This is a genomic window from Pseudomonas sp. R3-52-08 (genome assembly GCF_003851745.1).
Lineage (GTDB): Bacteria > Pseudomonadota > Gammaproteobacteria > Pseudomonadales > Pseudomonadaceae > Aquipseudomonas.
This window is the reverse complement of the sequence record NZ_CP027730.1, coordinates 2430516-2449747: the sequence shown is the minus strand read 5'-3', so window position 1 is coordinate 2449747 and position 19232 is coordinate 2430516. Positions and strand designations below refer to the sequence as shown.

General features: G+C 61.2%; 16 protein-coding genes and 2 pseudogenes. 14 read left to right on the top strand and 4 right to left on the bottom strand.

Annotated elements, in window-relative coordinates:
- Positions 1–13 precede the first annotated feature (13 nt).
- Both C4J91_RS11405 and C4J91_RS11400 read left to right on the top strand, forming a co-directional pair.
- Positions 14–1309 (top strand): MFS transporter, encoded by a 1296-nt coding sequence (locus C4J91_RS11405; protein WP_124362403.1) that lies wholly within the window; start codon positions 14–16, stop codon positions 1307–1309.
- The gene (locus C4J91_RS11400) at positions 1309–2283 is read left to right on the top strand and encodes an NAD(P)-dependent oxidoreductase (protein ID WP_124362402.1); all 975 of its coding nucleotides are present in this window, start codon (positions 1309–1311) and stop codon (positions 2281–2283) included. The genes C4J91_RS11405 and C4J91_RS11400 overlap by 1 nt, the downstream gene beginning before the upstream one ends.
- Positions 2284–2448: 165 nt before the next feature.
- Here C4J91_RS11400 and C4J91_RS11395 read toward each other — a convergent pair whose 3' ends face one another.
- The gene (locus C4J91_RS11395) at positions 2449–4074 is read right to left on the bottom strand and encodes a methyl-accepting chemotaxis protein (RefSeq protein ID WP_124362401.1); all 1626 of its coding nucleotides are present in this window, start codon (positions 4072–4074) and stop codon (positions 2449–2451) included.
- Between the two features lie 231 nt (positions 4075–4305).
- On the opposite strand from C4J91_RS11395, the gene C4J91_RS11390 reads away from it, so the two are divergent.
- Genes C4J91_RS11390 through C4J91_RS11380 form a run of 3 tightly spaced genes read left to right on the top strand, consistent with a single transcriptional unit; the run spans position 4306 to position 6767 of the window.
- Complete coding sequence (locus C4J91_RS11390; protein WP_124362400.1) at positions 4306–5736, top strand: nucleobase:cation symporter-2 family protein; 1431 nt, start codon at positions 4306–4308, stop codon at positions 5734–5736.
- A 12-nt stretch (positions 5737–5748) separates the two neighbouring features.
- The gene (locus C4J91_RS11385) at positions 5749–6210 is read left to right on the top strand and encodes an LEA type 2 family protein (RefSeq protein ID WP_124362399.1); all 462 of its coding nucleotides are present in this window, start codon (positions 5749–5751) and stop codon (positions 6208–6210) included.
- 5 nt (positions 6211–6215) lie between these two features.
- Complete coding sequence (locus tag C4J91_RS11380; protein ID WP_124362398.1) at positions 6216–6767, top strand: GNAT family N-acetyltransferase; 552 nt, start codon at positions 6216–6218, stop codon at positions 6765–6767.
- An 820-nt stretch (positions 6768–7587) separates the two neighbouring features.
- On the opposite strand, the pseudogene C4J91_RS11370 reads toward C4J91_RS11380, so the two are convergent.
- Positions 7588–7800: pseudogene (locus C4J91_RS11370) on the bottom strand (carbon-nitrogen hydrolase family protein); the annotation flags it as partial.
- Here C4J91_RS11370 and C4J91_RS11365 point away from each other — a divergent pair.
- Positions 7794–8120: pseudogene (locus C4J91_RS11365) on the top strand (hypothetical protein); the annotation flags it as partial. The pseudogenes C4J91_RS11370 and C4J91_RS11365 overlap by 7 nt on opposite strands.
- Here C4J91_RS11365 and C4J91_RS11360 read toward each other — a convergent pair.
- On the bottom strand, positions 8113–8367 hold the full coding sequence (locus C4J91_RS11360; RefSeq protein ID WP_003190904.1) for a hypothetical protein: 255 nt from the start codon (positions 8365–8367) through the stop codon (positions 8113–8115). The pseudogene C4J91_RS11365 and the gene C4J91_RS11360 overlap by 8 nt on opposite strands.
- A 162-nt stretch (positions 8368–8529) precedes the next feature.
- Between C4J91_RS11360 and C4J91_RS11355 the strand changes: the two genes are divergently transcribed.
- A complete protein-coding gene (locus C4J91_RS11355; protein ID WP_124362397.1) occupies positions 8530–8850 on the top strand; it encodes a YqjD family protein in 321 nt (106 codons plus the stop codon).
- A gap of 32 nt (positions 8851–8882) precedes the next feature.
- Here the strand turns inward: C4J91_RS11355 and C4J91_RS11350 are convergent, their stop codons facing one another.
- Complete coding sequence (locus tag C4J91_RS11350) at positions 8883–9920, bottom strand: Ldh family oxidoreductase (protein WP_124362396.1); 1038 nt, start codon at positions 9918–9920, stop codon at positions 8883–8885.
- A 177-nt stretch (positions 9921–10097) separates the two neighbouring features.
- Between C4J91_RS11350 and C4J91_RS27980 the strand changes: the two genes are divergently transcribed.
- From C4J91_RS27980 to C4J91_RS11320, 7 genes are all read left to right on the top strand, one after another.
- Positions 10098–12845 (top strand): hypothetical protein, encoded by a 2748-nt coding sequence (locus tag C4J91_RS27980; protein WP_305955269.1) that lies wholly within the window; start codon positions 10098–10100, stop codon positions 12843–12845.
- Positions 12733–15258, top strand: coding sequence for a dermonecrotic toxin domain-containing protein (locus C4J91_RS28115; RefSeq protein WP_372238310.1), 2526 nt, complete (start codon positions 12733–12735; stop codon positions 15256–15258). Before C4J91_RS27980 ends, C4J91_RS28115 begins: the two co-directional genes overlap by 113 nt.
- 130 nt (positions 15259–15388) lie before the next feature.
- Positions 15389–16384 carry a FecR family protein gene (locus C4J91_RS11340; RefSeq protein WP_124362395.1) on the top strand — a complete coding sequence of 332 codons (996 nt, stop codon included), beginning with the start codon at positions 15389–15391 and terminating at the stop codon, positions 16382–16384.
- A gap of 292 nt (positions 16385–16676) precedes the next feature.
- A complete protein-coding gene (locus tag C4J91_RS11335) occupies positions 16677–17126 on the top strand; it encodes a hypothetical protein (RefSeq protein ID WP_124362394.1) in 450 nt (149 codons plus the stop codon).
- Positions 17126–17674: an adhesin gene (locus tag C4J91_RS11330; RefSeq protein ID WP_124362393.1), complete on the top strand. Its 549-nt coding sequence runs from the start codon at positions 17126–17128 to the stop codon at positions 17672–17674. The genes C4J91_RS11335 and C4J91_RS11330 overlap by 1 nt, the downstream gene beginning before the upstream one ends.
- Before the next feature lie 68 nt (positions 17675–17742).
- Entirely contained in the window at positions 17743–18480 is a 738-nt protein-coding gene (locus C4J91_RS11325; RefSeq protein WP_124362392.1) for a hypothetical protein, read from the top strand.
- A gap of 61 nt (positions 18481–18541) precedes the next feature.
- The gene (locus tag C4J91_RS11320; protein ID WP_124362391.1) at positions 18542–19222 is read left to right on the top strand and encodes a C39 family peptidase; all 681 of its coding nucleotides are present in this window, start codon (positions 18542–18544) and stop codon (positions 19220–19222) included.
- Positions 19223–19232: the final 10 nt, after the last annotated feature.

The following is a 19232-nucleotide window of genomic DNA, read 5'->3' as shown; positions in this document are numbered from 1 at the left end:
CAGGAGCAACCTTATGGAAACCGTGAAACTCGCCACCCGCCGTTGGTGGTACATCATGCCCATCGTGTTTATCACTTACAGCCTGGCCTACCTGGACCGCGCCAACTACGGCTTCGCCGCCGCCTCGGGGATGGCCGAAGACCTGATGATCACGCCGGGCATGTCGTCCCTGCTCGGCGCGCTGTTTTTCCTCGGCTACTTTTTCTTCCAGGTGCCGGGGGCGATCTATGCGCAGAAGCGCAGCGTCAAAAAGCTGATTTTCGTCAGCCTGATCCTGTGGGGCGGCCTGGCTACCCTGACCGGGGTGGTCTCCAACGCCTACATGCTGATCGTCATCCGCTTCATGCTCGGGGTGGTCGAGGCGGCGGTGATGCCGGCGATGCTGGTGTACCTGTGCCACTGGTTCACCCGTGCGGAACGCTCGCGGGCCAACACCTTCCTGATCCTCGGCAACCCGGTGACCATGCTGTGGATGTCGGTGGTCTCGGGCTATCTGGTGCAGCATTTCAGCTGGCGCTGGATGTTTATCATCGAGGGCCTGCCGGCGGTGTTATGGGCATTTATCTGGTGGAAGCTGGCCGACGAGCGTCCCAAGGACGCCAAGTGGCTGAGCGACACGGAAAAGCACAGCCTGGAAACTGCCCTGGCCGCCGAGCAAGTCGGGATCAAGGCGGTGAAAAACTACGCCGAGGCCTTTCGCTCGCCGAAGGTGATCATCCTGGCGCTGCAGTTCTTCTGCTGGAGCATTGGCGTGTACGGCTTCGTGTTGTGGCTGCCGTCGATCCTCAAGGCCGGCCTGAAGATGGACATGGTCGAAGCCGGCTGGCTGTCAGCCCTGCCTTACCTCGCAGCGGTGATCGGCATGTTGGTGGTGTCCTGGGGTTCGGACAAGCTGCAAAAGCGTAAACGCTTCGTCTGGCCGCCGCTGTTGGTTGCCTCCATCGCGTTCTATGCCTCCTACGCGCTCGGGGCTGAACACTTCTGGTGGTCCTACACCCTGCTGGTGATCGCCGGGGCGTGCATGTACGCGCCTTATGGTCCGTTCTTCGCCATCGTTCCGGAAATCCTTCCGGCCAACGTCGCCGGCGGCGCCATGGCGCTGATCAACAGCATGGGCGCACTGGGCTCGTTCGGCGGTTCGTACCTGGTGGGTTACCTCAATAGCAGCACCGGTTCGCCGGGCGCTTCGTACCTGTTGATGAGCGGTGCGTTGATGCTGTCGGTGGTGCTGACGATTTTCCTCAAGCCCGGCGCCAGCGACCGCGTACGCGAGCCCGTGGCTACCCTCGAAATGAAGGCCAATTCCTGATGAAAAAATCCGTGATTTTATACAAGAAACTCTCCGCGCCGCTGATGGCCCGCCTGCATGAGCAGGCCGACGTGACCCTGATCGATTCACTGGACGAGGCTGGCCTGGCCCAACTGCGCAGCGCCCTGCCCAACGCCCACGGGCTGTTGGGCGCGAGCCTGCGCCTGGATGCCGGGCTGCTTGATCTGGCGCCGAAGCTTGCGGCAGTGGCGAGCGTTTCCGTGGGGGTGGACAACTACGACATCGACTACCTCACCCAGCGCGGCATCTTGCTCAGCAACACCCCGGATGTGCTCACCGAAACCACCGCCGACACCGGCTTTGCATTGATCCTGGCGACCGCCCGACGCGTGGTGGAACTGGCCGACATGGTGCGCGCCGGCCAATGGAACAAGAACATCGGCCCGGCACACTTCGGCAGCGATGTACACGGCAAGACTCTGGGCATCATCGGCATGGGTCGCATTGGCGAAGCCTTGGCCCAGCGTGGGCATTTTGGCTTCGGCATGCCGGTGATCTACCACAGCCATTCGCCCAAGCCTGCGGTAGAGGCGCGTTTTGGCGCGCAGTACCGCAGCTTGCCGGAACTGCTCAAAGAGGCCGATTTTGTCTGCCTGACCTTGCCGCTGACGGCTGAAACCGAGAAGCTGATTGGCGCTGAAGAGTTCGCGTTGATGGGGCCGGAGACGATCTTTATCAACATTTCCCGGGGCAAGGTGGTGGACGAAGCGGCGCTGGTCGAAGCCTTGCAACAGCGCACCATTCGCGCGGCCGGGTTGGATGTGTTCGAGAAAGAACCGCTCGACCACGCATCGCCGCTGCTGCGGTTGAACAATGTGGTGGCGACGCCGCACATAGGCTCGGCGACCCATGAGACACGCGAGGCGATGGCCAAATGTGCGGTGGATAATCTGCTGCAGGCGTTGGCCGGAGAGCGGCCGCAGAACCTGGTGAACCCTGGCGCCTGGAAATAAGGGGCGAGCCCTATCACTGTAGGAGCGAGCTTGCTCGCGAAAAACGTCTAGGCAACACGTTCATTCTGAATGAACGCGGGGCCCCTGAGTTCTTCGCGAGCAAGCTCGCTCCTACAATGGCATCAGGGCAAGCCCCCTCCCACTTTTTGCCTGCATTCCAAAGGGTCAGATAACGAACTTGGCCACCATTCCATTCAAATCCACCGCCAACCGCGACAGCTCATGGCTGGCCGCGCTGGTCTGGTTGGCGCCGGCTGCCGACTGCGTCGCCAGGTCACGGATGTTCACCAGATTGCGGTCCACTTCGCGCGACACCTGAGCCTGCTCTTCCGAGGCGCTGGCGATCACCAGGTTGCGTTCGTTGATCAGGCTGATCGACTGGGTGATCTGCTCCAGCGCAACGCCAGCGGCGCGGGCCAGTTCCAGGGTGTGTTGGGTGCGCTGGTTGCTCTGCTGCATGGATTGCACGGCTTCACCGGTGCCGTTCTGGATGCCGGCGACCATTTTCTCGATTTCCTGGGTGGACTGCGCGGTGCGATGGGCCAGCGCCCGCACTTCGTCGGCCACCACGGCGAAGCCACGTCCGGCTTCACCGGCACGCGCCGCTTCGATCGCGGCGTTGAGCGCCAACAGATTGGTCTGCTCGGCAATCGCACGGATCACGTCCAGTACCTTACCGATGTCACGCCCTTGCGCTGCCAGCCCTTCGATCATCGCCGCCGTGTTCTGCACATCCTGGGTCATGGTCTGGATTGCCCCGACCGTCTCCACCACCCGGTCGCGCCCTTCCCGCGCCGCCTGGTTGGACTGGCCGGACGCTTCGGAGGTGGACACCGCATTGCGCGCCACCTCTTCCACGGCTGCAGTCATCTCATTGACCGCCGTGGCCGCCTGGTCGATTTCATTGTTCTGCTGTTGCAAGCCACGGGAGGCTTCTTCGGTGACTGCGCTCAGTTCTTCGGCAGCCGACCCAAGCTGCGTGGCCGAGCCTGCAATGTGCTGGATGGTCTGGCGCAGGTTGGCCTGCATGGTCGACAAGGCACTGATCAGGCGCGCCGGTTCGTCCTTGCCGTCGTCCTCGATGGTTGTCGTCAGGTTGCCGCCGGCGATGCTTTCAGCCGCTTGCACGGCCTTGCGCAACGGCGTGACGATGCTGCGGGTCAGCAGCCAGGCCAGCAACACCGTCAGCAACGCAGCGGCGACCGACACCACGATGACGCCGGTAATGGCGCCTTCGTAACTGTGCTCTGCCTGGGTATCGGCAGCCTTGGCGCCGGCGGCGTTGAGGGCGATCAGTTTGTTCAACTGCTCGCCCATCTGGTCGGTGCCTTCCTTGATACGGCTGTTGATCAGGGCGCGCATTTCATCGACCTTGTCTTGCCTGGACAGGGCAATCATGTCGGCCTGGGCCTTGACGTAGTTGTCCAAGGTAGTGGCGAATGCCTTATACAACACCGCCTCCTCGGCACCTGCCGGCAACGCGGCGTAATGGGTCTGCGCGACCCTGGCCTTGTCCACCAACACGCCGATGCGGGCTTCGGCTTCTTGCAGGGCCGCCGGCTCACGGTTGACCAGCACGCGAAAGGACAGGATGCGCATGCGCAACACGTTTTCCGTCATATGCCCCAGGTACGTCACACTGGGCAGCTGATTGGTGCTCATGTCCAGCGAAGCCTGGCGCATCAGGGTCATGCGGTTGACCGCAAATACCCCCAAAATGACCACCAGGACTGCAATGAAGGCAAACCCGAGAAATGCGCGAGGGGCGATATTCAGATGACGCAGGGACATAAGGGGCTCTCAGAAGTGATGTTCGCCAGCGGCCTGCCGCGAATCGATCCGTCAGCGCCAACGCGCTACCCAGACCTTGGCCACCCCTGGTGTAATGGATAGGTGGGCCTATACGGGGTATCGGCTGATGTCGACGTTTTATGCAGGCGCTTTATAAATAATTTATTACACTTCTGACGACTGGCCGTTTCTGGCATCCTGCGCCTCCCTTTTCTGACCCGAGCCCTCATTTTGTCTGACGCTCAAGCCCCCCGCCCGCGCTATAAATCCGACCTGATCTACGGCCTGGAAGACCGTCCGCACTTCACGGCGGCGATATTTGCCGCCTTGCAGCATGTGCTGGCGAGCTTCGTCGGCATTATCACGCCGACCCTGATCGTCGGTGGCGTGCTTGGCCTGGAAAGCGAAGTGCCTTATCTGGTGAGCATGGCGCTGTTTGTCTCGGGGCTCGGCACCTTCGTGCAGGCACGTACCTTCGGCCCCATCGGCTCCGGGCTGTTATGCCTGCAAGGCACCAGTTTTTCCTTTATCAGCGTGATCCTGAGTGCCGGCTTCATGGTCAAGGCCCGCGGCGGCGGCACTGATGAGATTCTTTCGACGATCTTTGGCATCTGTTTTTTTGCAGCCTTCATCGAAGTGGTGCTCAGCCAGTTCATCGGCAAGCTGCGCAAGCTGATTACCCCGGTGGTCACCGGCACCATCATCACCTTGATGGGCTTGTCGCTGATCAAGGTCGCGGTGACCGACATGGCCGGCGGTTTTGGTGCGGGCGACTTGGGCGCCGCCAGTAACATGGGCCTGGCGGCGCTGGTGCTGCTGACCATCGTGGTGCTCAATCGCTTCGACAACCCGTTCCTGCGCCTGGGCTCGATCGTGATCGGCCTGACCCTGGGCTTTGTGGTGGCGTGGTGGCTGGGCCGGGTGGACATGAGCGCCCTGCCCCAGGTGCCCTTGATCAGCGTGCCGGTGCCGTTCAAGTACGGGTTTTCGTTCGACTGGGTGGCGTTTATCCCGGTGGCGGTGATCTTCCTGATTTCGCCGCTGGAGGCCGCCGGGGATCTGACGGCCAACTCGATGATTTCCCAGCAGCCGGTCAAGGGCCCGCTGTACATCAAGCGCATCAAATCCGGCCTGTTGGCCGATGGGCTCAACTCGGCCATGGCGGCCACCTTCAACAGCCTGCCGATGGTAACGTTCGCCCAGAACAACGGCGTGATCCAACTGACCGGCGTCGCCAGCCGCTACGTGGCGTACTTCATCGCCGGCCTGCTGGTGCTGCTGGGTCTGTTCCCGATGATCGGCGCGGTGCTGCAATTGATGCCCAAGCCGGTGCTGGGCGGCGCGACCCTGATCATGTTCGGCACCGTGGCCGTGGCCGGCATCAAGATCCTCGCCGAAGCCGGGCTGCACCGACGCAATGTGCTGATCGTGGCGATTTCCCTAGGCATGGGCCTGGGCGTGGCCGCCGTGCCGGAAGTGCTGCGCGACCTGCCCAAGGCGCTGCACAACATTTTCGAATCACCGATCACCGTGGGCGCGTTCTGTGCAATCTTGCTGAACATTTTCCTGCCGGAAGAGTTCATAGAGCTGCAAGAAGACGAATTCGATCCGGAGTCCTCTACCCTCAAGGTCATGCAGGACCCGGACGTCACCAAACACTAGGAGCACCTTTGTATGCGCAAGCTCATGGTTCTATCGCTGTTGCTACTGACCTTGAGCGCCTGCGCGCTGTTCCCCCATCGCGATCCGGTCAACATCAACGTGGTCGGCATCGAACCCCTGCAAAGCCAGGACCTGGAAGTACGCTTCGCCGTGAAGCTGCGGGTGCAGAACCCCAATGAAACGCCAATCGACTACAACGGCGTAGCCCTGGACCTGGAGGTCAACGGCCGCCCATTGGCCTCGGGCGTCAGCGACCAGGCCGGCAGCATCCCGCGCTTTTCCGAAGCCGTGCTGATGGTGCCGGTCAGCGTTTCGGCGTTCACCGTATTGCGCCAGACCCTGGGCCTGAGCCAGACCCAGAGCTTGAATAACCTGCCCTATGTACTGCGCGGCAAACTGGCGGGTGGGCTGTTCGGGACGATGCGCTTTGTCGAGCGGGGTACCTTGGATTTACCGAATACGGCGACCTGGTGAAGGGCATGCAACCGACACTCTTGACCGAACGCCTGATTCTGCGCCCGCTGGTGCTTGAAGATGCCGAGGCGATCCAGCAGCAATTTCCCCACTGGGAGGTGGTGCGCTACCTCAACGCGCAGGTGCCATGGCCTTATCCGGCGGATGGCGCACGCACCTATCTGCAACACGTGGCCATGCCCGCCATGCTCCGGGGTGAGGAATGGCACTGGTCGATCCGTCTTAAAACCGCGCCTGAACAGTTGATTGGCAATGTCAGCCTGATGGATGAAGCGGACAACAATCGCGGATTCTGGCTGGGACCGCAGTGGCATCGGCAAGGGTTGATGCCCGAAGCCAGTGCCGCCGTGACCGACTATTGGTTTGGCGTGCTCCAGCGCCCCGTGTTACGGGTGCCCAAGGCTGCGCCGAACTTGGGGTCACGGCGGATTTCAGAGCGCACCGGCATGCGTTTGATCAAGACGGATGAGGGCGAATTTGTTGCAGGCACTTTCCCACGGGACATTTGGGAAATGAGCCGTGAAGAGTGGTTGGAATCCAAATCTCTCAAACGATAAAGATCAAATGTGGGAGGGGGCTTGCTCCCGATAGCAGCCTGTCAGTCACTGGGGCAGGTGACTGAACCACCGCCATCGGGGCATAGGTATCTACACAACTTTGTAGCAGCCTACGGTAACCACGATGCGAAGCGAGTCGCTCTTGATCTTGCTTTTGATCTAGGCGCCCCGTTAAACCACGCTGGCCGGAATTCGATAGTGATTTGGGGGGTAAACCGGCAGGGATGCCGGTTTAGCCGCCCCGCGCCATGGATGGCGCGTGGCGGCGGCCCCCCAAATCAATGTCGGATTACGGGCACACCGAGCCTAGGCGAGGTGCCGAGTGGTGGGGCGAGGACCTTTTGGTTACTTTTGGGTCCTTCCAAAAGTGACACGCTGTAAAAGCGGAACCGCCAGCCGCCGTTACCGCAGGAACGGATATGTACTCGTTCTGATCCAGCATTCTGGTCGGCTGTCAGGCCGCCATCGGGAGCAAGTCGAATCGTCGCACCGCCCCTCCCACATTTAGGTCGCGGGGTATCAGTAAGAGAGGCTTCGGCTCCTGAGCCGTCACAGGTTCAGGGCCGTGCCAAAGTTGTGTAGATACCTATGGCTATCGGGGGCAAGCCCCCTCCCACATTTTGCCCCTCATACATCAGGTAGCCATCAACCTACCGAGGTGATGCTGTGCAACTGGCCATGGCCCACCTATAAATCGCCCAAACGCCAGAGATCCAAATGTGGGAGGGGGCTTGCCCCCGATGGCTGTGTACCAGTCAGCCTATCTGCAACTGACCCACCGCTATCGGGAGCAAGTCCCCTCCCAAATATTTAACCGCGTTTAGTCAGCGATATAGCGCACACCCGGCTTGGCGCGCTCATCCACCACCAATTCGAATATATCCGGCTGGGCATAATGCCCCACCACGTCATAGTCATACGTGGCCCGCACCAACTCATCGGTATCGATCCACGCTGTCAGCAGGCCCGCCCCACCCACCAGCGGCCCGGCCAGAATGTCTCCCATCGGCCCGACAATCACGCTGCCTTCGGCAGCGTCTGCCGAAGCTGCGGGTGATCTTCCGCCAGACCCACAGCCAGGTCGTCGCCGCCGCCCTGCTCGACCGCAGCCCGGACCTGGCGATCACCGCCGGCGGGTTTGCCGCCTTGGCGTTTCTGCTCAAGGGCAGCGCGGCGGTGGCAACGATACCTGGGCATGCCGCCGAGGCCATCGCTCGCCTGACCGGCTTGCGCGTACTGCCCTGCCCACTGGCATTGCCCCGTTATCCGGTCGAGCTGGGCTGGCGCACCCAGGCCCAGCTCGACCCCTTGCTGTTGAAGGTTCGCGAGGCGATCGAGGTGTGCTTTATTTAGCCGCCGCCATCAGCTTGTTGACTTCGCTGCGCACCATATTGGAAAACTCCGGCGGCGACATGCCATCCAGTTCCGCACGCACCCACTCAGCCCATTTGCCCTTGCGCTTGGCGCGCTCGCCGAACAAGCGCGCGGCTTCGCCCTTGGCCTTGCCCAGGTTGGTTTGCCACAGGTCGTAGAGACGCGACTTTTCATCTTCCAGCTCGGCGCGTTCGGCGAGGGTCTTGTTGGCGAGATTGAAGCTCATGTTGAATTACCTGCTGCACAAATAGGTGACATCTTACACTGTAGGTCGAAAAGACCCGATTTCGATTTTGCCGCAAATGGGCAGCCCGCAAAATAACTGCAACTTTTGCCAGCGCCCGATACTCCATTGTTCACTGTCACCTACACTTGCAAGGAGTCACACATGGCCCGCAAAACCGCCGCTCAATCCGTCGAAGATCAAATCAAGGATCAAGCCTTCAGCGAACTGACTTCGCTGATTGAAGAATCCGACAAACTGCTCAAGAGCAGTGCATCACTGGTGGGTGAGGAAGGCGAAACCCTGCGCGAGCAGGTCGCCATCAAACTCAAGCAAGCCTTGGACTCAGTGTCCAACGTCCGTGAGCGCAGCAAGCCGGTAGTCGATGCCACCGAGACTTATATCGGTGGTCACCCCTGGCAGACCGTGGCGATTTCCGCAGGCTTTGGCCTGGTGGTAGGCCTGCTGCTCGGTCGCCGTCACTGATAAGTACGGGCTGCGCCCAAGGCGCAGCCCCTTCAACCCGCGGCCAGCGCTTGCAGCTGCTGCAGCTCCTGTACCTCAAGTTCAATCCCCGTTTCCTGCGACTTCGCCCGTGCGCGATGCCGCCGATCCCCCGGCAACCGCCGCAACCCCGCCGCATGCATCTGCCGCACCAGTTCCTGGCTGCGCACAGCAAAGCTTTGCCCGGCGGTCTTGCTCGGGTCGATCACGATCAGCAGCTGGCCTGTCCACGGTGTACGCGCCCCCGGATGATCAGCCCAACTGAATTCGAACGAAAAATGACCGCCTGTTAACGCGGCCGCCAGCAACTCGACCATCATCGACAGCGCCGAGCCCTTGTGCCCGCCAAACGGCAACAGCGCGCCGCCTTCCAGAATGGCTTTAGGGTCCTGGGTTGGCTGGCCCAGGCTGTCCACGCCCATGCCCGGAGGCAAGCGTTCGCCCTTGCGCGCAGCGATCTGCACGTCGCCATGGGCGATGGCGCTGGTGGCCAGGTCGAACACGATCGGCGGGCCGTCGGCGCGCGGCGCGGCAAAGGCAATGGGGTTGGTGCCGAACAACGGGCGGTCGGCACCGTGGGGCACCACGCAGGTCATGCTGTTGACCACGCTCAAGGCCACCAGGCCCTCGTCGGCAAAAGGCTCAACGTCCGGCCACAGCGCGGCGAAATGGTGGGAGTTGTGGATCGCCAGCAACGCGATCCCGGCGCTGCGGGCCTTGGCCACCAGCAATGGCCGAGCGGCAGCCAGGGCGGGTTGGGCAAACCCATTACAGGCGTCTACCCGCACGAAACCGCTGGCGACGTCCGTCACCACCGGCAGCGCCTGGCCGTTCACCCAGCCGCTGGCGAGTGTGCTGAGGTAGCCGGGCATGCGAAAGATGCCGTGACTATGAGCGCCGTCGCGCTCGGCGCTGGCGCAATTGTTCGCCAGAATCGCCGCGACCTCGGGCGAAGTGCCGTGCTTTACAAACACTGTTTGCAGCAAGGCCACCAGCTCAGTGAAACCGATGAACGCGCTGGCACGATCAACTACCGGGGACTGGGCAGACATCTGTAGCTCCGATTTTATAATTGGTAGAGGCAACAAGAATCCAGACCGCCGATTAAACAACGCTGCCCATGCCTGCTGTCAATGTGCACTTGAACGGTTTACCCAGTTATCTACCGCCACCGGCGCTCGCCCCGTCGCTAGTGTGGGCTTTGACCCTGACCTGATGGACAGCACGCCATGCCAACCCTGGATCCACCTTATTTTTTTGAAGAGTTCCTGCGCCCCGTCAAACGCAATACCCCAACTGATCGCGAGCGTGAGCTGGGATTCACGGTGAAGGAACTCGATTGGCTGCACACGCTTTACTACGCCAACGATGCCGCTCGACGAGACACCAAGCTCAAAGACCCCATGCTGGCGGAAAGCTTGCAGATCAACCTCATCGGCGCCCCCAAGATCCCCCTGGCCGGCGCGTTTGTGCTGAGCCCGGCGCCAGACACCCATAAAGCAGTGCTGTACACGCCCTATGGTGGAATGGAGCTGTTCGACAGCCATGCCGCCCTGCTCACCGAAGTGCAGGAGCGCTTGAAACAGCCCAGCCAGCGCACGGAGCTGCTGCGGTTTCTGTCGATCAGCCAGCGTAATTCGTTACCGGCCGATGCGCCGTTGATGCTGACCAGCACGGTCATCCCTGGCGCGGTCATGGAACACCAGCAACAGGTGATCCTGGACAACCAGCACAGCAACGTCGAGGCGATGCTCGACCAATTGCGCCAATTGCCCAACCTGTACGACATGCTCGACACGCTGCTCGGCATTATGGCCCGCACCGCCTTTCCGGGCCTGAACCAAGGCGACACGCGGGTTAATTTCTTTAGCCAGGTCGGCACGGAATCGGACAGCCGCTGGGTCGCCTCCCTCCCCCTGCGCGAGGCGTTGCTGCAGTTTTATGCCAGGCAGGGTTGGCCTGCCGAGCAAACGCACCGTTACGTGAACCCGCGTCATGACACCAGCGCCTTTACCCAGGCGCAACAGGACCAGGACGTGCAGCGCTGGGACAACGTCGTCGCGCAAACCAGCGGCATCCTGTCGAAACTGCTGGGCAGTCTATTGCAAACCTACTGGAACGAAGACGCCGTCAGCGGTCAGTCTCGCCTGGCGTTTTTTGCCCGGGTCATCAGCGACAAATTCCGTGCGGACCTGCTGTTCAAGCACCAGAGTTCCATCCTTTCCGCCGAGCAAAGCCTTGCGCTGCGGGCGCTGCTGCTACCGACCCGGGCGGTGCGCGTCGCCTCGGCCCGCCCAATGCGCATAGAGAAAGTGCGTGTTCACGCGCTCTATCAACATCAGGTTGAACTGGCCAGCACCCTGATGATCAGCAACGCCGACGCTTACCTGTATACCCAGACCCGTGGCCTGCAGGTGCTGAAGGACTTGGACGACCTCCACGCCACCCTGCTGGCGATGCTCAAGGCTCGCGGCCATGAAGATGAGTTGCTCAACTTTCTATCCGTGGATGAACAGAATGTATTTATCGGCATGGATCAGATACAGGTCACCGGCCTGCCTGTGGCCGACGACCTGTTTCAGGAAATGGTCGAGGACATTATCATCAAACAATTCGACAACATGGAGCATGCGCTGAGGCTTTTCCGACGCAGCGGCGGCACCATCGACCTGGGAGCGCGGCTCGACAGCGCCCTGGATATCCGGTTTATGCTTGACAGCCGTTTGCTCGCGTTATCGGCCGATGGGCGCTGGAGCATGCACCCCGTCACTGGCGGCGACGGCGGCCCCACCACCGTCAAGGCGCAACAGACCAGGCAACATTTACAGCGGCTGGAGGCCGTGCAGACGGCGCTCGCACTCAGGCTCAGCAAGCATCCGACCCTGCACAGCCTGGCGGCGCAGGCGCTGGACGCGCAGTTGAAGAGCAACCATCTGGAAGTGCAAGCCGAAGGAGTGTTCATCAATACCTACGCCACGTCGCCTCAAGCGCGTGAACGGCGTACGCCCCTGACCTCGGCAAGTATGGTCGAACACCTGATCGCACGCCTGGCCAGGCAGACGCAAGCACTGTCGCCATCGCCCCTGGCGGGGTTTTACGGCAAGCGCGTTGCGGGCGCCGCTGACAAGCTGAACAGCCTGACGGTGCCCCTCTTCAATCAAATGATCGAGCGGGTCCTCACGACCTTTGCGCAACATGATCTGCCTGCACTGCCCGGCGTGTTCCTGGACAATGAGCGGCCCCCCCTGAGCCGTGGCCTGCTGCAGGGGCTGAGCGGTGAAATGCAACTGCGCCAGTTGGAAAAAAACCTCCCGGCCCCCGCACTGGCACTGCTGGACAGCGTACTCACGGGCGACAGCATGACGCGCCTGAAGCGCCACGGCCTCAACGGTTTCATCCCGGACGCCTTCGGCCTGAGCCTCTACGTCGGCGCCAATACCGCGCCCGCGCCCCTGGCAAGCTGCTTTGTCTTGAGCGAACGGGGCGGACTCGACCCGGTCCATTCCGGCATTGCTGTGCTGTGGTCGCCCCGCGATGGCTATGAGGCCTTTGCGTCGATCGCCACTCTGCTCAATGCCCTGACGCAACGCCTGGCCGATCCCACGCTAAGGCTGCTGTTGTTGGAAAACTTGCCCATCTCCCTGCGCAAGCCCCATCAAACCTACAGGCTCGGCCCCCTGCAACGTATCGACGATCACCTGCTGAACAACCGCCTGGGCAGTTACAACCAACTCATGCGTGCCGAAATCGAGCATGTGCTACTGATGAACATGAACCCACAGGCGCTGCAGAACTGGCTGGACGCCCCTGATGCGACGCGCGCCGCCATCGGGCCTGCATCGCGGCATCGCTGTCGCCCAAGCGATGCTCCACCAGCAAGGGCTGCCGGTGTGGCTGGGCTTGGCGCCCCCTCACGAACAGATCCTGCATGCCGAGCTGCTGGAACAATACCGCCTCAGCGCGCCGCAGCAGCGTGACTACCTTCACGGCATCATGCCGATGCGCGTGCAGGCGGCGCTGAGGCTTTACGACCTGCTCACACTGCGTTTTCCGGGCCAGGTGGTGAATCCGGACAATGTGCTGATCACCCTGCGCACCGACCTCAAGGGGCATACCCAGCCCCTGACGGACTTTGCCATGCGCCACTGGCCCGAGCTGCGCGCCGAAGACATCCGCCCCTCTTCGCGTACCGCCCAACCACTGCCGCCTGCGCTGGACGGCAGCGCCGTGGTGCAACTGGTGCGCCAATTGGACCTCAACGGGTTGTATCAGGCGCACCTGACCGCCCATCTGGGCGGCCAGAGCAATGACGCCCTCAAGCGCCGTGACCTGTTCTGTCGGCAGTTACCGTGGCAAATGCTGCAGTACGCCCATCAACAGAGGCTCGATGAACAGCTGTCGGCCGCGGCGTGGAGCGTGGTCCAGCAGGTCTTCGACATGCCCGATGCCCTGGCCCGCGCCATGATTGACGGGGTGACGGCGGTCGTACGCCCCCTCGAGCTGATCGCTACAGCGGGCGCCACCGCAGCCAACGTCCTGGGCTGCTACCTGATCGGTCCCAAGGCTGGCGCTACTGGCCCCACGCTGCTGTATGCGCCCTACAGCCCCAGGCATCTGCTCAAGGAGTACCCCAGCGAATCGGCCCTGCTCACTGAATTCACCAGCCCAGGGGCGTTGCAGGACTGGCTGGTCAGTCGTCTGCAAGCCCCTCATCAGGCGACCTATCGCAACCTGCTGGGCCAGCAAACGCTTCGCGATTTATCGGACATTCGTCTCGGCTACACGCCCATCTCCGGCAACCTGCTGACACGCCTGTTCGCCGACAACCTCACTCAGTTGTCCCAGATGCTTGCCTGCCAATTCAGCCGGGGCGCCGAGGCGCAGTGGGAGGCGGTCAAGAACCTGCTGAGCGAGGGCATCCCCAATGCTCTCCAATTCATAGCCGGCAAATTGGCGTATCCACTGGTGGTCTGGCGCAGCTTCGAGCTGTTCAAGGGCTCGGCCGAAGACCTGCAGCAACACCGCTGGCAACACGCGCTAAAAACGTTTATTGCAGGCGTTGCCGAAATGGCCACCTTGCGCAAGAAACTGGACGGGCTGTTGCCCGACACGGCGACGCCCCCGCCCTCCACCACCGTGGAAGAATGGCTTGCCACCCCTGCGCCACCGGCAATGACCCTGGCCACCCTGGATATGACCGCGCCTCTGCGTACCCGCCTGCGCGTGTACGAAGACACGCGGGTCAATCTTGAGGACTTGAAACAGAGCCCTTTGACCCACGTTTACGAGGATGAGGCCAAAAACCGCCATTTCATTCCGGTGGCCGGCAAGGTCTATCCAGTGAAGAAAGCCGGTCAGCACTGGCGCATGAGCGTGGGCGACCAGCACGGCCCCTACGTGCAGCGCAATGCCCGTGGCGAATGGGTGCTGGACCTAAACCTGCACCACCCGCTTTACGGCAAGACCCTCTCCAAATATATCCACAGGTCATTCACCCGCGCGGCCGAGCGCCAATCCATCAATATCGAGGCAGTGGGTATGACGGCTATTGCCGCGCTTTCCAGTTGGAAGGCGCAGTGCATCAACGAAGCACTTAACGTGGCGACGTACTACGCGGTGACGTGCAAACGCAACCTCGTACATTTTGGAGCCCTGCGCGATCCCAACAGCCGCCTCGGGCGTTTTTTCACGGAAATGTTCGGCGTCTTCGCGCTTTCGGCCGAGCAAGTGCGAAGAATCGAAACCAGGGTCGACGAGGTACTCAACGAATTGGTCAACCCCACACTGATCAACCCCGACTCGATGCGGTTCGTCAGCGGTACCCACCACCCTGGCGAAATCGATACCTTTGCCTTTGTACTGCCCGATGACGCGGACAAGAAAATCTACCTGCTGGATCGGTTCTTCGATCCCAAAATGGACGCCTATCAAAATCGATTGACCCTGCCGTTCGACATTTCGGCCCATGCGCGGGCGACCGTGTTGATCCACGAGATAACGCACCTGAGATCCTTGACCGAAGACTTGGTTTATCTCGACAGCATGCGGCCGTTCCCGGACCTGATCAATGTGCAGATCCAGGGCGGCGCTCTGATGAAGACCGACCTGACCCAACTGCGTGAAACCGCCCTGTCGGTCATGACGCCGGCCATGCGGTTGTTCAAGACCCTGGACGAGTTCACCCAGCAATGGAACGACTTTGACAGCGAAGAGGGTACTGGCCCCCTCAAGGACAAGGTCTTGAAAACCACCGGTGCCCGAACCCTGGCCGATGCCCGGTCCATCTTCATGAGCGACGCCAACAAGCGCATCGACACGATCCTGACCAACGCCGACTCGGTCGCCTACCTGATCAGCCATCTGGGCCGGGAGTTGGATCCGGGGGCCTGACAAGCCACCACCCCCGACCCGAGCGCAATGCGCTTCAGAGAGATTCATTCTCATTGATGCGCATTTGCCACGATGGCGGTTCTCGCGGTCCTGCCTGGGAGGTTAGAATGGCCCAAATCAGGATGCGTAAATGACCGACAAGCCGATTTCAGAAGCCGAGTATGACGCCATCACCGACGCCGCCGCGCATTGGTGCATGCGCATGCATGCGGGCGACTGCACGGCGGCGGAGCGTCAAGCCTTTACCCAATGGCACGATGCGCACCCGCTGCATGCTTTCGAATACGCCGCCATGCTGGAAATCTGGGAAGTCGCTGACCACCTGCCCCGCAGCCCGGCGCCGCCCCTGGTGCTACCGTTCAAGCCACGTTCGCGCTGGCGCACCTACGCGGTCGCAGCCGCGATTTGCCTCGCCGCGCTACCCCTGGCCGCGTTCACTGGCTGGGAAGCCGGCTGGTTGCCCAGTTCCTATAAGCGTTTCGAAGCGGTCAACGGTTTGCGCAACATTACCCTCGGCGATGGCAGCCGGGTGGAGTTGAACCTGGGCACTGAACTGGTCTACAGCCAATACAAGGACCAGCGGCGCGTTACGCTGAAAAAGGGTGAAGCGTTTTTCAAGGTCAGCCATGACAGCGCCCACCCCTTCATCGTGCGCGCAGGGGAAGGCCAGGTGCGGGTGACCGGGACTCAGTTCAACGTGTGGAAATACGAAGACAAGGTCCGGGTGATGCTGCTCGAAGGCTCCGTACAGATCTCCAGTGACAACCTGCACCCCGGCGTGCAACTGAGCCCTGGCATGCAGGCCAGCTATCATCAGGGCGACACCACGCCCGAGGTTCAGGCCTTCAACTCCAATGACAGCGCGCTGGCGTGGCGCACGGGCAAGCTGGTGCTCGATAACCTGGCCCTGGCCGACGCCCTGCCGCTGATCAACCGCTACCTGGACAAACCCGCGATGCTGGCGGACGCGGGCACCGGGACCATTCGCATTGGCGGTATCTATAACCTCAGTGAGGTCAACAACCTCATCCCTTCCCTGCCCAAGGTGCTGCCGGTCTACCTGACCCAGAACCAGGATGGCAACCCTGTACTCAACTCCATTCCGCGTAAAACGCCCAAAGGCTGAGCCTGCGGCCACCTGTCCATTTTTGAAACACCCAACTGCGCTGAATCGCCCAGTGGCTGCGGATTCATGATTTTGTCATGGGCACTGTTTCAACAGTGATACAACTGGCGCGAGCGGCGGAGCATATCGCGCCGCAGGGCGACTGTCTCACGCGTGAAACACCCTAGCCGATCAATCCTCCAGCGCAACTCGCAACACACTGAATCCTGAAGAAAAATAAAAAGCGGCACGCCTTCTGCTCTTTCCCTGACAGCGCTGTTTAGGGTCAGCGTGAATAACAAGGACTGCCGCCGTGAACGCACTCACTCATGCCTCGATAAACGCACTGCTGATCAGTTGCGTGCTCAGCGCTGGCATCAGCCTGCCGAGCCAGGCGGGTGATGGCGTGATCGTGACAGGGCGCACCGTGCAAGGTCATATGTACGGGCGCACCTCGCTTCCCGACCCCTACCCCAGCACCGCCAACGCCAACCCCAGCAAAGAAGTGAACAGCGCCATTTCCGGCGAACTCAGCGATGTGGACATCGGCGGTATTCGCAGCGGTTCGAGCCTTGCGCGTTCCCTCCAGCCCAGCGGTAATCAGGCGGGCTTGAACGCCACGCAAAACGGCATGTCGACCCTGAGCACCGGCGCAGCCGCCGGCCACGGCGCGGGCAGCGGCATGGGTGGGCAGATCAGTGATTCGATCCAGCGCGGCATGGCCCCCTTGAATAACCTCGGCAGCATGATGGGGGGCAAGTGATGAAGCGCCTCGTGCTGATGGTGGCGCTGCTGGGCAGCGCGTCGACGATGGCCGACAACACCGCCGTGATCCAAGGCAGCGGTAACCAGTACGAAGGCGTGCTGTCGATCAACCAGGCGGCCGGTAACCAGCAACAGATGTCCAACAGCCGCGCCATTGTCCTCGGCGGCCAGGCCACCAACCTCAACATCCAGAAACTCGACGGCAACGTCGACCCGTCCTTGAACGCCAAGGCGGCGATCCTGGGCACCTCTTTCAGCAACGGCAACGGCGTGCTGGGCATCAACCAGTCGGCCGGGGCCAATAACCAATCGATCAATGCCGTGCGGATCAGTCTCAATCCTGGCCCGCAAAGCATCGATGACAGCGTCCTGTTGCAACAGAACACGACGCAGTTGACCGACTCAGGGCTCACCCCCACCACTGGCAGCCGCCAGGTCGTGACCAGCGACCAGGCCTTCACCGGCAGCCGAGGAGTGATTCAGGTGAACCAGAGTGCCGGGGTGGGGAACCGAGTGGCTAACACCCTGGGTATCACTATCAAGTGAACGCTTGGTAGCACTGGCTGGACCGTACCAACACTTAACCCAACTAATTAGAAGCAAGGAGAAACACCATGAAACCTCAAATGGCTCTGAAACCATTGGTTTTCGCTCTCGCCGCGCTCATGGCTGCCGCCGCTCAAGCAGGGGGTGGCTGGCATCCGGCGCCTCAACCTAGCGGTACTGTTGCCGCTGTGGTCACTGATGTGCAAAAAAGCCAGCACAACAAATTCGACGACACCAACACCGAAAACAACGCCTCTGCTGACGGTTCGGTCACCGGCAACAGCGGTAACGTGGGCGTGAACGTGCAGTCGGGTTCCGGCAACCAGGCTGACAACGCCGGTGCCATCTCCAGTGCCAAAGGCGACTTTGCCACGGTGTTCGCGGTGATCGATGTGGATCAAGGCAGCAGCAACAACAATTTCGTCAACAAAGGCACGCAAAACAACGCTTCACTGGATAGCTCGGTCAACGGCAACTCCGGTAACGTGGGTTACAACGGCCAGGCCGGGCAAGGCAACCAGGGTAAAAACAACCTGGCGATCACCACCGCTGACGGCAAGAATATCGCAGCGGCTTCCAACACCGAGCAGAACTCGCTCAACAACAGCTACCTCAATAGCGCCACCAGCAGTCATGGCTATGGCAAACCGCAATACGTGTCCAACAATGCCAGCCTCGACAATTCGGTTAACCGCAACTCCGGCAACGTGGGTGTGAACCTGCAATCCGGCGCCGGCAACCAAGGCAGCAACAGCCTGTCGATCGGCCAAGGTTGCAGCGTCTGCGCCAGTGGCGTGCGCTTCTGATCCAACGGGGCCTTGGCAACAAGGCCCCTTTTTATTCCAGTGTCCAACAGGTCATTCGATCATGCGCCTCGCGACCCTCACCCTCCTGATGTTACTCACCGGCCCCGCGTGGGCAGGCACCATGGCGATCTCCGCCATGCCTGGCGGTGCGGTGATTTTCAAGAAGGTCGAGAGCATCCGTGAACGCCGGTTCGCCAACCTGGTGGAACAGAAAACCGATTTCAGCTGCGGTGCCGCGGCACTCGCCACCATCCTGCGCCAGGCCTATTGGCTGGACGTCGACGAAGATCACCTCATCAAAGGCATGCTGCTCACCGCCGATCAGGACCTGGTGCGTACCCAGGGTTTTTCCATGCTGGACATGAAGCGCTACCTCGAAAGCATCGGCATGCGTGCCCGGGGCTACAAGATCGCGCCAGACACCCTGATAACCGTGAAAATCCCGGTGGTGGTGTTGCTGGAAATTCGTGGCTACAAGCACTTCGTGGTGATGCAGCGGGCCGATAAGGACTGGGTGTATATCGGCGACCCGGTGCTGGGCCATAAGCGCTATTCGCGGGATGACTTCGTCAAGGGTTGGAATGGCATCGTGTTCGCCGTATTGGGTGAAGGCTACGACAAGAGCAACGTGTTGCTCGACCCGCCTGCGCCACTGACTGCCAAGAACCAGTTGAACGAGTTCCGGCCCGTAGGCGACGCCGAGCTGATGGATTTCGGTTTTATCCAGAGCGACTTCTTCTAGAAGCGCAATA

What these genes read in the sequence shown, in the direction of transcription:
- C4J91_RS11405 (WP_124362403.1), top strand. Translation starts at nt 14, where the DNA reads ATGGAAACCGTGAAACTCGCCACCCGCCGTTGGTGGTACATCATGCCC.
- C4J91_RS11400 (WP_124362402.1), top strand. Translation starts at nt 1,309, where the DNA reads ATGAAAAAATCCGTGATTTTATACAAGAAACTCTCCGCGCCGCTGATG.
- C4J91_RS11395 (WP_124362401.1), bottom strand. Translation starts at nt 4,074, where the DNA reads ATGTCCCTGCGTCATCTGAATATCGCCCCTCGCGCATTTCTCGGGTTT.
- C4J91_RS11385 (WP_124362399.1), top strand. Translation starts at nt 5,749, where the DNA reads ATGCGCAAGCTCATGGTTCTATCGCTGTTGCTACTGACCTTGAGCGCC.
- C4J91_RS11380 (WP_124362398.1), top strand. Translation starts at nt 6,216, where the DNA reads ATGCAACCGACACTCTTGACCGAACGCCTGATTCTGCGCCCGCTGGTG.
- C4J91_RS11360 (WP_003190904.1), bottom strand. Translation starts at nt 8,367, where the DNA reads ATGAGCTTCAATCTCGCCAACAAGACCCTCGCCGAACGCGCCGAGCTG.
- C4J91_RS11355 (WP_124362397.1), top strand. Translation starts at nt 8,530, where the DNA reads ATGGCCCGCAAAACCGCCGCTCAATCCGTCGAAGATCAAATCAAGGAT.
- C4J91_RS11350 (WP_124362396.1), bottom strand. Translation starts at nt 9,920, where the DNA reads ATGTCTGCCCAGTCCCCGGTAGTTGATCGTGCCAGCGCGTTCATCGGT.
- C4J91_RS27980 (WP_305955269.1), top strand. Translation starts at nt 10,098, where the DNA reads ATGCCAACCCTGGATCCACCTTATTTTTTTGAAGAGTTCCTGCGCCCC.
- C4J91_RS28115 (WP_372238310.1), top strand. Translation starts at nt 12,733, where the DNA reads ATGCTCCACCAGCAAGGGCTGCCGGTGTGGCTGGGCTTGGCGCCCCCT.
- C4J91_RS11340 (WP_124362395.1), top strand. Translation starts at nt 15,389, where the DNA reads ATGACCGACAAGCCGATTTCAGAAGCCGAGTATGACGCCATCACCGAC.
- C4J91_RS11330 (WP_124362393.1), top strand. Translation starts at nt 17,126, where the DNA reads ATGAAGCGCCTCGTGCTGATGGTGGCGCTGCTGGGCAGCGCGTCGACG.
- C4J91_RS11325 (WP_124362392.1), top strand. Translation starts at nt 17,743, where the DNA reads ATGAAACCTCAAATGGCTCTGAAACCATTGGTTTTCGCTCTCGCCGCG.
- C4J91_RS11320 (WP_124362391.1), top strand. Translation starts at nt 18,542, where the DNA reads ATGCGCCTCGCGACCCTCACCCTCCTGATGTTACTCACCGGCCCCGCG.